Origin of the sequence: Chryseobacterium sp. Leaf394, assembly GCF_001424105.1 — a bacterium.
In the GTDB taxonomy this organism is placed as follows: Bacteria; Bacteroidota; Bacteroidia; order Flavobacteriales; family Weeksellaceae; genus Chryseobacterium.
Window position 1 is genome coordinate 2140425 of sequence record NZ_LMQH01000011.1, and the last position, 13174, is coordinate 2153598.

General features: G+C 36.7%; 12 protein-coding genes. 5 read left to right on the plus strand and 7 right to left on the minus strand.

Going from position 1 to position 13174, the window contains the following annotated elements; all coding sequences use genetic code 11:
* Positions 1 to 42: 42 nt before the first annotated feature.
* Positions 43 to 681 (minus strand): hypothetical protein, encoded by a 639-nt coding sequence (locus ASG21_RS14430; protein WP_056081550.1) that lies wholly within the window; start codon positions 679 to 681, stop codon positions 43 to 45.
* A 64-nt stretch (positions 682 to 745) separates the two neighbouring features.
* Positions 746 to 1537 (minus strand): GLPGLI family protein, encoded by a 792-nt coding sequence (locus tag ASG21_RS14435; RefSeq protein ID WP_056081553.1) that lies wholly within the window; start codon positions 1535 to 1537, stop codon positions 746 to 748.
* Positions 1538 to 1735: 198 nt separating this feature from the next.
* Here ASG21_RS14435 and ASG21_RS14440 point away from each other — a divergent pair, with 198 nt between their 5' ends.
* The 4 genes from ASG21_RS14440 (at position 1736) to ASG21_RS14450 (ending at position 4841) form a co-directional block, all read left to right on the plus strand.
* The gene (locus ASG21_RS14440) at positions 1736 to 2026 is read left to right on the plus strand and encodes a hypothetical protein (protein WP_056081557.1); all 291 of its coding nucleotides are present in this window, start codon (positions 1736 to 1738) and stop codon (positions 2024 to 2026) included.
* 263 nt (positions 2027 to 2289) lie between these two features.
* Positions 2290 to 2694: a hypothetical protein gene (locus ASG21_RS14445; RefSeq protein WP_347230674.1), complete on the plus strand. Its 405-nt coding sequence runs from the start codon at positions 2290 to 2292 to the stop codon at positions 2692 to 2694.
* Positions 2695 to 2702: 8 nt separating this feature from the next.
* A complete protein-coding gene (locus ASG21_RS20345; RefSeq protein WP_185113730.1) occupies positions 2703 to 2861 on the plus strand; it encodes a hypothetical protein in 159 nt (52 codons plus the stop codon).
* A gap of 123 nt (positions 2862 to 2984) precedes the next feature.
* On the plus strand, positions 2985 to 4841 hold the full coding sequence (locus ASG21_RS14450) for a CocE/NonD family hydrolase (RefSeq protein ID WP_056081564.1): 1857 nt from the start codon (positions 2985 to 2987) through the stop codon (positions 4839 to 4841).
* Between the two features lie 173 nt (positions 4842 to 5014).
* Here ASG21_RS14450 and ASG21_RS14455 read toward each other — a convergent pair whose 3' ends face one another.
* Positions 5015 to 6340 (minus strand): hydroxymethylglutaryl-CoA synthase, encoded by a 1326-nt coding sequence (locus ASG21_RS14455; protein ID WP_056081569.1) that lies wholly within the window; start codon positions 6338 to 6340, stop codon positions 5015 to 5017.
* Positions 6341 to 6486: 146 nt separating this feature from the next.
* Between ASG21_RS14455 and ASG21_RS14460 the strand changes: the two genes are divergently transcribed.
* Positions 6487 to 7131: a hypothetical protein gene (locus ASG21_RS14460; protein ID WP_128414309.1), complete on the plus strand. Its 645-nt coding sequence runs from the start codon at positions 6487 to 6489 to the stop codon at positions 7129 to 7131.
* Positions 7132 to 7212: 81 nt separating this feature from the next.
* On the opposite strand, the gene ASG21_RS14465 is transcribed toward ASG21_RS14460, so the two are convergent.
* From ASG21_RS14465 to ASG21_RS14480, 4 genes are all read right to left on the minus strand, one after another.
* Complete coding sequence (locus tag ASG21_RS14465) at positions 7213 to 9726, minus strand: M1 family metallopeptidase (RefSeq protein WP_056081575.1); 2514 nt, start codon at positions 9724 to 9726, stop codon at positions 7213 to 7215.
* Positions 9727 to 9739: 13 nt separating this feature from the next.
* Entirely contained in the window at positions 9740 to 9958 is a 219-nt protein-coding gene (locus ASG21_RS14470; protein ID WP_056081577.1) for a hypothetical protein, read from the minus strand.
* A gap of 83 nt (positions 9959 to 10041) precedes the next feature.
* Positions 10042 to 10836, minus strand: coding sequence for a thymidylate synthase (locus tag ASG21_RS14475; protein ID WP_056081580.1), 795 nt, complete (start codon positions 10834 to 10836; stop codon positions 10042 to 10044).
* Between the two features lie 87 nt (positions 10837 to 10923).
* Positions 10924 to 13068 carry a prolyl oligopeptidase family serine peptidase gene (locus ASG21_RS14480; protein WP_056081582.1) on the minus strand — a complete coding sequence of 715 codons (2145 nt, stop codon included), beginning with the start codon at positions 13066 to 13068 and terminating at the stop codon, positions 10924 to 10926.
* Positions 13069 to 13174: the final 106 nt, after the last annotated feature.

Here is a 13174-nt window from a genome sequence, read left to right on the forward strand (position 1 = left end):
TGTTCTTCGGTTATTTTTTTTAAAGAATGTTTCTAAATTTATTCATTCTTTCCAAAAATCTTCTGTCAGGTAAAAAACAGTATCAATAAAATACAGCATATCATCCTGTGTAAGAACATTTTCATCATGAAGATCTTCTAAAATAACTCCAATCTCTCTATTAATGTAATCGTTATTTCTATTATTTTCAAAACCATTTTCTAATAGAAATTCTTTCACTTTTGAAAGGTCTGTGACAGAAGTAATTGAAACATACTTTTGTTGAACTACCGCAAACAAAACCTCCTCATCCTTTGCAAAACCAAGTAATTCGTATGCAGTATCCGGGAAGAAAAAATTATGTAAAATGAGATTATGGAAATATTCTTTCCAGGATTTATAATAAATTCCGTCATTTAATTTTACAACAGATTCATTATCCCTCAAATAGACTTTTTGTTCTGCACCTTCACTTACGTATTGCGAAAAATCAATATCTCTTACCCAAAGATTGTGATTATCAATATAATTTTCTAGTCTCTCTGTTTCTTTTCTTTTGAAGTGCTTTTCGATTTCAGTATCTGCACCTGCTTTCTCGCCATCATCAAGGTAACCGGCGATTGTTTGGATAGTTGCTCCGTAGCTAACTTTGCTCTTTCCTGAAAGGATATTGTGTAATTCATCTTTTAAAGCATTTTGCATTTACAAATTTAATTAATTATTTAAATCAAACGAGTATCTCAAAAATATGTAAAATCACCTTTTCTTAATTCAGAATCCACTTCCTGTAAAACCCAAACTGATCCATCTCCACAGCCGGCGGATAAGTATTTTTTATATTTTTCTGAAACTCCGCAGTCATCTTGTTGAGATCCTGCACTCTCACATCTTTATCATCAATATTCAGTTCAACGCCGTTTCCCAGCTGGTTTCTCTGGTTCTGAAAAGGATTTTCCAAAAAGTCACCCATCAGTTTATCGTATTTTTCCACTGTGATTTCCTGAGCCTTATTAAAATCGAAACTCAGTCTTTTGGTATCACTTTTAAACTTTTCAATACTGATCATCTGGTAGAAGAAAATATTTTCGCTGTCACTCAGTTCGAAGATCAGTCCCGGCAAATCTCTGAATTTATATGGACCTTCCATCATCACAATTTCCGGACAAAACCACGCTGTCCATTTTCTTTCTCCGAAATTTGCGGTTGCTTTCTGAACTTTGTATTGGTCTATCTGCTTAAACTCCTCCTCCACTTTCCAGCTGATTTTGTCATCAGATTTAATTTTAAAAGGTAGATTTTCGTGGCTGTAAATAATCTGAATATTTTCGTTTCCCGCCTGCTGATGTACCAGAAACTGATTTGATTTTGAAGGATATTTACTGTTTTCTAACAGCTTTTCATCATAAAAATAACTTTTCCCGCCCTCTACATCAAGATTCATATTGTATTTCCTTTCGCTTTTGTCGGGATGTACAATTTTCAGATTGTAATTGACTCTGGTTTGAGCCAAGAAAATTGTTGCCAGAAATAAAGCCGTGACCAGTGTAATTTTTCCCATTGATGAGTATTAAAATTCGGAGTAAATATAGGGATTTGACCTATATTTTTTTTAAAAAAATAGTACACATGTTTTTATCAAAATTTTAAATCAGTAAGTTTCGGCTAAAGCCAAATTCCTGTCTGCATTAAGAAGCCGGGCTAAAGCCCGACCCTATTGAATATTGATTCGTCGTAAAATTCTAACCAAAACGACGAAATGGGTTCAATATTAATAGCTGTGGATAAAATCAAGGAACGAAATTCGGTGAAGTCAAGTCCATGGAACAAATCAACACCAGTCATCAGAACCATGAAATGGTTCAACAACAATAGCCGTGGGTGCAACCCACGGAAAAAAGAAGACAACCTCAACCAGAACCACGAAATGGTTCAACAAAAATACCCGTGGGTGCAACTAATGAAAAAACATACAACCCAATCAGAACCACGGATTGGTTTAACAATAATAGCCATGGGTGCAACCCATGGAAAAAAGAATACAACCTAACCAGAACCATGAAATGGTTCAACAACAATAGCCACGGGTGCAACCCATGGATCGACGCAAAACATAACAATCAAAAATAAAAACAAAAGACCAAAAGCAATTCCGATTTTTGTTGTTTTTACAGAGAAGATTTATTTGACAAAAATATTTTATATGACTTCAGAAGTAAATCCAAGATATTTATTTTTCGTAAATTTGAAAAAGAAACAACTGCTTTTTTAGATATGAACTTACCTAAGTATTCGCTAAATTCCAGTGATCGAATGATGACCTTTGAATTTATTAGTGAAGGGAATAAGGGGTTGATCCATAAATTAGTCAGATTTCAGGCTACCAACCTAAAAGATGTTTACAATCTTGCTTTTGGAGATAAAAATCTGACAACTGGCGATATTGATGATAAAGTAATTTCAAATAATGGAGACAGTGAAAAAGTTTTAGCTACTGTAGTATCAACACTTTATGCTTTCACAGATAAATACACTGATGTTTGGGTTTATGCGACTGGAAGTACAAAAGCCAGAACAAGATTGTACAGAATGGGAATTACCAAATTCTTTTCTGAAGTTGAGAATGATTTTGAAATTTTCGGTCAATTACAAGATGATTGGGACAGTTTCAAAATTGGTATAGAATATGAAGGATTTTTAGTGAAAAGAAAAAAATAATCTTTGTAATGAAAATAATAGAAGAATTAAAAAAAAGAAAGATTCCAATTGTCGCAATAGACAAATCTTTGGATCAATACGATGATAAAATTTTATTTCCAAAAAAGCTTGCAAAAGCTAATGAAATGCTTAGGAAAATTGGATTACCAAAAACGACAGCGAAATAGATTTTTTTAATTAAATATCAAAAGACCAGAAGAAATTCCGGTCTTTTTCTTTTCCTAAAACTTCATTTTTTAAATCATCTTTCAAAAACTTTTTAATCATTAAATTAGCAGCAAATTTCAAATATGAACATCCGATATTCATTTTTTCTGATTTTGCTTTTTATTCTTGGGAATGCGCAGACTCAGCAGGCAGACAGTTTTGTGAAAGAGAATTTTACAAAGCAGGAATTTTATATTCCGATGCGGGACGGGACAAGGCTTTTTACTTCGGTGTATATCCCGAAAGATATTGCGAAAAATAAAAAATATCCTTTCCTGATGCAGCGTACCTGCTACAGCATCGCTCCGTACGGGGAAAATGAGTACAGGCGAAGCCTCGGACCTAACAAATATCTGATGAATGACAAATATATTTTTGTTTATCAGGATGTCCGCGGAAGATATATGAGTGAAGGCACTTTCACAAACATGACGCCGCAGGTGGAGAGAAAATCGAAAAAAGATGTCGACGAAAGCACTGATACCTACGACACCATCGAATATCTCATCAAAAATATTAAAAACAACAACGGGAAAGTCGGACAATACGGAACTTCCTATCCCGGATTCTATACGGCAGTTGGCGTTCTTGCGCAACATCCGGCACTGGTAGCTTCTTCACCGCAGGCACCGATTTCAGATTTCTGGAATGACGATTTTCTGCACAATGGAAGATTTATGATGGGTTATTTCAGAACATTTCCAGTGTTTGGAGTACAGAAAACAAAGCCCGAAAACAAAGCATGGTACACGGATTCTATGATCAGGTCTACCTCAGAAGATGGTTTGAAATTTTACCGTGACATGGGAACTTTGAAGGATGGATATGAGAAATATTATAAAAATAATTTCTTCATGACCGAAATTATGGAACACACCAACTACGATGAATTCTGGCAGAAAAGAAACCTTCTCCCCCATCTTAAAAATGTGAATCATGCGGTGATGACCGTTGGCGGTTGGTTTGATGCTGAAGATCTTTCCGGACCGTTGAATATTTACAAAACGATTGAAAAAACAAGTCCGAAAGCTAAGAACACGATCGTGATGGGACCATTTTCTCATGGTGGCTGGGGAAGAGAAGAGGGAAAACATTTTCACAATCAGATCTATTTCGGGGACAGTATTGCGACCTACTATCAGAAAAATCTGGAGACGAAATTTTTCAGTCATTATCTGAAAGGCGACAGCAAAAAAGATGCAGGTTTGCCGGAAGCGATGATGTACGATACGGGATCAAAAGAATGGAGAGAATTTGCACAATATCCTCCGAAAAATACACAGAAAATTAATTTTTATCTGGCTGACAAATCTTTAAAAAACACTGCCGGGCAAGGTTCTTCAGAATATTTCAGTGATCCAAACAATCCGGTTTTAAGTTCAGACAACCTGAAAGATTTCAACGGATTTACGCCAAGAAATTACATGTCGGAAGACCAGAGATTTGCTGTAGGAAGACCTGATGTTTTAACCTTCACGACAGATGTTCTGACCGAAGAACTGACTTTTGCCGGAGAAATTTTAGCTAAATTAAATATTGCTTCAACCTCTTCAGATGCTGATTTTGCAGTAAAACTGATTGATGTTTATCCTGAAGACTTTAAGCCTGAACAGAAAAAAGACGGTGTGATCTATGGAAATTACCATCAGATGGTGAGAAGTGAGATTATGCCTGCCAGATTCAGGAATTCAAGGGAAAAAGCGGAAGCGTTGCAGCCGAATCAGAAAACTGCAGTTAATTTTAAATTGCAGGATGTAGTTCACACTTTTAAGAAAGGGCATAAAATTCAAATACAGATTTCTTCAACGTGGTTTCCGCTGTTTGCTGTCAATCCGCAGAAGTTTATGGAGAATCCTAATTTTGCAACGAAGGAAGATTATACCAAAGCGTTTATAAAGGTATTTGGAGATTCTGCAATAGAGGTGCAGGTGTTGAAATAATCTATTTCTTTTGCCTTGATGCAAAAGAAACATAAGATCAAGACTGGAAATTCCGGCTAAAAATTATTTTTTTTAAACGGCTCCATTTCCTAAGTCATTAAATTAAACGTTTTATTAAAAAGGCTGCTCAGAATACTGAACAGCCTTTTTTATATTGTATTGTAAAGCTAAGATTATTGATATGCGTAGTATCTCGCGCCAAGTAAAACAGGATTTTCTGTCTCAACAGATTTCAAACCGAAACCTTCGTAGCTTGGATTTATTGAATGTTCCAATTGTTTTCTGTGAAGTTTCTCGTACGTTTCAAAGTCAATGGCCAGTCTGTTTTTTAAAGTTTCAAAAAGATTCCATTTTGAAACGATATTTTTCCAGTTTGGGGAGACTTTTCCGGCAAAAACTTTAGATTTGGAACCACTTCCGTAGCCAAGGAAACCAATTTCATTTCCGGTTAAATCTTCATTTTCATTGAAAGAAACCTGCAGCGCTGACAATAAAGCCATAAAGATCGAAGCGGTGTACATATTCCCGATTTCAGATGAGGCACGCTGGGATTTTTCAATTTTATCATGAATAAATTTGACGTATTCATCAGATTTTGCAACCGCTTTCTGCTCATCGGCATTGCTGTACGGAAGTCCGTTTTCCAGACTGTAAATTTCAGTAAAAACCCTCTTTCCGTGGAATGCATAAGGTAGGTGAAAAATTAAATATTTCCAGTTTTCATACGGTTTATCCTCACCAGTGATCTCTTTATAATGTTGGTAAGCTTCCCTGATTCTATCCTGATAGCATTGATTGGAATATTGTCCGTCAAAAACCGGTTCATCTGTAAATATTTCAATTTTATTGGGGAAAGTTTCGGGTGCATTGCTGAGATTTTCTTTGTTGAAATTTCTTCTGGGTTTGAAAAAATCAAATACAGATTCTGTGGCTACACCCCAGTTATTTTCAATTTCAATGAGATCAGGTTTTGACGAAACCAAAAGTGCTACAGCACCGCCACCCTGCGTGTATTCTCCTGAAGAAGCCAGTTCGTATTTGGCATAATCACTTGCAATAACAACTGCTTTTTTATCAGGATTTACCCTTACAAAATCGAGGGAATTGTGAAGTGCATCCACTGCTCCGATGCAGGCGAAAGTCATGTCTACAACATCACAGTTTTTAAAACATCTTTCGCCAAATTCCTCTGTCAAGACAGTTTCTACCATCTGCATAGCGTAGGATGCTGTAGGTTTTGCGGCATCCAGAGCACTTTCGGTTCCTAAATAAATTCTCGAAATTTCTTTTGGATTGATATTGTAATCTTTGATTAATTTTAATAATGCTTCAGCTGCAAATGTTGCTGCATCTTCATGCACATCCGGGAAACCCATTTTATGAAGTCCTAAACCCTTCTCCAGTTTTGCCGGTTCTATGCCTCTTTTTTCGGCTAAATCTTTAATTTCCAAATACAAAGAAGGCACATAATAGCTCGCCGCTTCAATTCCAAAACTCATAATTTTTTATATTTTGAACTAATTTATGAAAGATAATGCAAAAATAGTGGCTTATTAATACTGACATTTGTTAGATTATCAAAAATTATTATTGAGTTGGATGTATGATTATATTATTCCTATTTTCGAAAGACAAAAATTCCGAAATGAAAAAATATTTATTTTTGATTCTTCTATCGGGACTTTCATACAGTCAGGATCAAAAGCAAATTTCAGATTTTATCAATCAAATGTATGGTAACGGATACTATTTTTTAGAGAACAAATCAAAAACCAGCCTAATCGAAGAGTTTGATAAGGATTGGGAAAATATTTTATCTGAAGATGAGAGAAAAAAATATAATTCGCAGATAAGAATTCAGAATGAAAAATATGTTAACTGGCTTGATTTTCAACTTAAAAAAGCAATTATCTGCGAAAATGGGAGACCAATAGTGAACGAAACAAATATTCCTTTCGAAACTGTTTTGTTTATCCCAAAAGGTTTAGAGAAAAAAGAGCGACAAAAGATTACAGATGAATCCGGACAGAACAGATTTATCATTTATTCTAAAAAAAGCTGGAATGATTCAAGAAAAAAAGCTGCTTATTTATCTTTTCTAAATAATTTTCAGAAAAACTACAGAGGGAAAGATTTTAATGTCATAAGTCTTTCAAAACCAATTTTCTTCGGTGACAAACGTGTTTTGCTGAGTAGCTTTTCGAAATTTCGCCGATCCGCTTGCCTGCTTAAAGAGACATCTGGAAGTAATTTTGAAGAAGTTGACTGTTTGATTATAAATGTTGATTAGGTTAATATCAGAAAATGAAATACTCAGCATAAAAAAGCCGGCTTCATCTGCCGGCTTCCTTATTTGATCTAATAAAAAATCTTATTTAAAATCTTCAATTGCTTTGTTAATCGCATCGATCTGTTTGTTGATGCTTGCAGCGTTTTGAGGGTTTTGTTTTAAAACTTCCATTTTTTTGTTGAGACCATCTTTCAGCATCTGGGAAATCATCATTTTTACCTGAGGATTGTCGCCCATCTGACCTTTTGCCTGACCTAAAATTTTGGTAATGCTTTCAGTAGCTTTCAGGTTATCAGAACTCATGATCCAGTTGTAGCCTTCCTCGGCATTTTTCCCCAATTCAGGATTCTGGAATTTGATGAAAGGATAAAAGGCCACCAACTGACCGAGATGATGCATCTGCGAAGTCACTTTATTTTTAACTATGACTGGAAGCATTTGTGTTAACATTTCTTCCGAAGCACCTTCTAAATCGATCTTTTCAGCATACGAAGCCGCTTTTGAAGGATCAATTGCCAGAATTGCACCTACAGAATTCGCTTTTACAGCATTTGAAACTGCGCTCACTCCTTTTTCAAAAAGAGGAATGTATTTTTTGTCTTTCATTTTAGCCAAAGCCGCAATCGCAGCTGCCTGAACCAAAGTTTTAGGATCGTTTGAAGCCAGCTTTTCAACTTCAGTTCCCATGGCCTTCATCTGCTCGGGATTTGAAAGATCAATCATTTCCAAAGCTTTCATTCTTACTCTGAAGTAAGGATCTTTGATTGCTGCTGCCAATAATTTTGTAGCCGCAGGGTTTTTACCTACCTGATCTTTAATTCCTGTTAAAGCTGAATATCTGCTTTTAAATTCTTTCGAACCTGTGAATTGCAGAAGATTTTGCTCAGGTGTTTTAGTATCTGTAATGTCTGCTACTAAAATTCCGTCTGCATTCAGATTTACCAAATCCGGAGTTTTGGATGAATCAAAATTAAATGTATTTTTTGCTGTTGCTTTTACCCAAACCTGTTGTCTTTTAGGCTTACCATTGTCGTAAATATCAATGGTTAAAGGAAATTCAAATGGCTCATCCTGAGACTGACTGATGGTAACAGAAACCTGCTTTTTTACAGGCTCGTAAGATGTTGTGTAAGAAATTTTCGGGTGACCGCTTCCAAAATACCACTGATTGAAGAACCAGTTTAAATCTCTACCCGAAACTTTTTCGAAAGATAATCTCAACTGATGTGCTTCGGCATTTTTGTACTCGTAAGTTTTCAGATAATCTGTGATTCCGGCAAAGAAAGCATCATCGCCAAGGTAATTTCTGAGCATGTGAAGAATTCCACCTCCCTTCTGATAGGTTACCAAATCAAAAACATCTTCTCTTGATTTATAATCAAATCTTACCAGATCTTTTTTGAAATCTCCCGGATTGTGAATGTACATATTGACATCGGTCATCTGATGGTAATCAGCCTGATCTTTTCCGTATTTGTACTCGTTCCAAAGGTATTCTGAATAGTTGGCGAAAGATTCGTTTACCGTAAGATTGCTCCAGCTTTCGGCAGTAACCAAATCCCCGAACCAGTGATGAAAAAGTTCGTGAGCGATGGTGTCTTCCCAACTGTTTTCGTCGATTAACTGTCCCGGTTTTTGAAGGACAGCACTTCCGTGAAGGGTTGCCGTCGTGTTTTCCATGGCACCGCTAACATAATCTCTTCCTGAAATCTGCGCATATTTTGCCCAAGGGTAATCGTAGCCTAATTTTTTAGAGAAAAACTCCATCATTTCCGGCGTGTTTCCGTAGATCTGTTTTGCGTAAGGTTCGTATTCTTTTTCTATGTAATAGTCAACTGGAATATTTCTCCATTTGTCTTTTACGATGGCATATTCGCCAACTCCCATAAAGAAAAGGTAGGTAGAATGCGGTTTATCCATCACCCAATGATCTGTTCTCAAACCGTTTCCTGCTTTTTCAGAACCTTTCATAATTCCGTTGGAAAGGGTAACGTATTTATCCGGAACGGTCATGTAAATTTCCTGAGTTGTCTTTTGATTGGATTTATCGATAGTCGGGAACCATGCGGAAGAAGATTCGGTTTCACCCTGAGTCCAGATTTGGGTCGGTTTGTCGGCATCTTTTCCCTGTGCGTTGATGAAATAAAGACCTTTTGCATCGCTGATCGCAGCACTTCCTTCCTGCTTTACTTCGTTCGGGCGGGAGGTATATTTAATGTAAACCGTGTAATCCTGATTTTTCTGATACGTTTTGTCTAAAGTAATTTTTAAGACATCATTTTTATAATCATATTTCAGCGGAGATTTTTTTCCGTTCTGATCCAGAGCCACTTCGTGTATAAGCATTGATTTTGCATCAAGCGTCAGCTCATTGGTTGCGTAAAAATAGGGAGATGCGGTAAGCCATTCTTCGCCGTTCATCTGCTCTTTCTGATAGTCGAAACTGACTTTGAGTTTGGTATGTTTAAGTTCTGTAACTTTGGCATGTGTTGCTCTGTACACTTCCTGTCTTCCTGAGGTTTCGCTTTGTGCAAATGCATCTGCCGAAAATAAAATCCCTCCCAAAAGAGCGACTGATAGAATGGCTTTTTTCATTATATATCTAAAATTATTTCTTTGTTAAAATGGTAAAAATATCATTCACCAATGTTTCGTAATCTCCTTTTTTGAACTGTTCTTTTGTTTTTTCGAAAGCCTTCTTCAACTCGCTTTCGGGATTTTCTTCGTCGATAATTTCAACTGAAGATATTCCTTTGATCTGCGAAAGCAACATTTTTATTTTTTCTGCATCCACATTTTGGTCTAAGGTGATTTTTATTGACTTCATGATTAATAAGTAGTATAATTCAATGTATAGTTACAAAAAAAGTGAAGTTTCTGACTCCACTTTTATATTTTATTTAATTCATTTTAAATCGCTACAGGTGCTTTGATTCCCGGATGCGGATCATAATTTTCTAAAGTAAAATCTTCGAAATTAAAATTAAAGATATCTTTAATCTCAGGATTTAATTTCATGGTGGGTAAAGATCTCGTTTCTCTTGAAAGCTGTTTTTTAACCTGCTCAAAATGATTGTTATAAATATGAACGTCCCCGAAAGAGTGTACATAATCTCCTACTTCTAAATCGCAGACCTGCGCTACCATCATCAACAGCAATGCGTAGCTCGCGATGTTAAACGGAACACCTAAGAACACATCTGCACTTCTCTGGTAAAGCTGTAAAGATAATTTGCCGTCAGCTACGTAGAATTGGAAAAGAGCGTGACAAGGCGCCAAAGCCATATTTGGAATTTCAGCAGCATTCCACGCAGAAACGATGAGTCTTCGTGAATCGGGATTTTTTTTGATCTGGTCGATTACGTCAGCAAACTGATCTACTACTTTTCCGTCTGCACCAGTCCAGCTTCTCCACTGTGCGCCGTAAACAGGACCTAAATCACCATTTTCATCAGCCCATTCATTCCAGATAGAAACTCCATTATCCGTAAGATATTTAATATTGGTATCACCTTTCAGAAACCACAGCAATTCATAAATAATAGATTTTAAATGAACTTTTTTCGTTGTAACCAAAGGAAATCCTTTTGACAGATCATAACGCAGCTGGTACCCGAAAACGCTTCGTGTTCCCGTTCCCGTTCTGTCGGTTTTATCGGTTCCGTTGTCTAAAATATGCTGAAGTAATTCGTGGTAATTTTGCATTTCTGGAGAATAATATTGGGCTCAAATTTATGAAAAATCATGCAGATAAGTTGTGTGACTTTATTCAAAAAACAAATTGCTGTTATTTTACTTCATCTGAAAATCCTTATCACCACATTGCCACAGCAGAAAAGAATATTCTCTGGCCACCTGAACAAACTGTTCATCTACTGTACTTCCGCCGAAATGCCCCGCTTTGTAATCTACATACAGAAGAACTGGATTTTTTGATGCATTCTCATCCTGCATTTTAGCCGCAAATTTTGCGGGGATATAGCTTTCTACGCGGGAATCATTGAAACCGGTCGTGATCAGCTGAGCAGGATATTTTGTTCCTTTTTCAATATGATGAAAGGCATCCATTTCCCATAAAGCTTTAAATTCCGTTTCGTCTTTTACGGTTCCAAATTCAGGGATATTTCCGGGGCCGTTTGGTGAAAATTCCATTCTCAGAGCATTCAGACAGCCTACTTTCGGAATGGCAACTTTATAAAGATCGGGACGTTCTGTAATCGCTCTTCCAATCAAAATTCCGCCAGCGCTTGCTCCCGAAATTCCGAATTTATCTGATGAGGAATATTTATTTTTAATCAAATATTCTGCGCAGGCATTGAAATCTTTCCACGTGTTGGGTTTTGTAACCTTCTTACCGGCAAGATACCAATCCCGACCTTTTTCTCCACCACCGCGGATGTGTGCAAAAGCCAGAATGACACCGCGATTCAGCAACGGTAAATATCGCGTTGAAAAGTAAGGTGTAGAAGACATCCCGTAAGCGCCGTAACCCTGCATGAATGCGATATTGCTGCCGTCTTTTTTCAGTTTGGTTTTATCATACATAATGCTCAGCGGAACCATTGCACCGTCGTGGGAAGGAACTTCTACTTCCTCAAAAACAATATTTTCAAGATTCGGAAAATTGATATCCATGCTGAAAGGTCCTTTGGAAAAGTTTTTCGAATCAACGTCGTAAGTGTAAAAATTGATCGGTAAATTCCAGCCGACATTGATGAGCGTCAACTCGTTTGAATTCTTTGAAAGTGCCGTCGCTTCTACATTTCCCTTCAAAGGTGTTTCTATTTTTGTGGTTTTTCCGGTTTTTAAATCATAATAAAACGGTTCTACAACCAACTCATTTTTAGTTTTAAAATAAACCAGATAATCTTTTGATTGTGTGACAGAGGACAGCTTCCATTCTTTATCTCCGGATGCTACTTCTTTGGCGGTGGTAAAATCGGGTTTCGAAAGCGAGGTTTTTACCAGTCTGAATTTAGAATTTCCTTTTGTAGTTAAAAGATAAACATCATCACCCTTCACAAAAAAATTCCAGATTTCATCTTTTTTTGTGCAGAACGGTTTCCAGTTGATGCGTTCTTTTTTCAGTTCTGAAGCGGGTGCGTAAAACATTTCCTTGTAATTTTCAACCGTTGCTTTACTTAGAAAAATATAGGGGGAATTTTTTGAAATATACATGTCCGGATATTCCGACAGGAGAATGTTGAGATCAGGATATTTTTTTGCACTTGCCAGCAGAAGATCTTTTGAATTGTCGGTGCCGAGAACATGAAGCTTTGTTTTGGAATTTAACCATACTTCGGGATCGTGGGTATCATAGCTTTTTGCCTCACCGTACATGATTTCTGTATTGCTGCCGTCAACAAAACCGCCGTTGCTGTGCGGGATGACATCAGGGAGAAACTTTCCGGTTGTCACATCCATGATTTTCACATCACCCAATTCCGATCCCACTTCGCTAAGATTAAAAACCAATCTGCTGCCGTCATGACTCACACTTACTGCATAATCCATCACTTTACCTGCTATGTAATTTTTGGGATCAAACAGAAGGACTTCTTTTCCGTTTTTGCTTTGTCTGTAATAGAGTTTGAGTACAGACTCATCCGGCAATCTTTTCTTATAAAAATATTTTCCGCCTTCAATGGCAACGGGAATATATTTTACAGCAATAATTTTGTCGAGCTCTTTGAGTTCCTGAATGATCTTATTCTGATTCGGAATTTTTGAAAGCTGTGCATTGGTGAAGTTTTCCTGGACTTTGAACCAGTCCAGAACTTTTGGATCTTTGATATCTTCCAGCCAGCGGTAGGAATCTTCAACTTTCTTCCCGAAATAGGTATCGGAAACCAGTTCTTTTTTCGTTTCGGGATATTTGTACTGACCAAAAGACCATACACTCAGAAGCAAAACGCCCAATGTTATTGATTTTTTCATGGTAATAAGTATTAGTTTTTAAAATTGGTGACAATAACTGTCCGCTAGACAAATATAATAATTTGACTGTCAGTGCAGTTAAATATTTAAACCGAATTTAATTTTT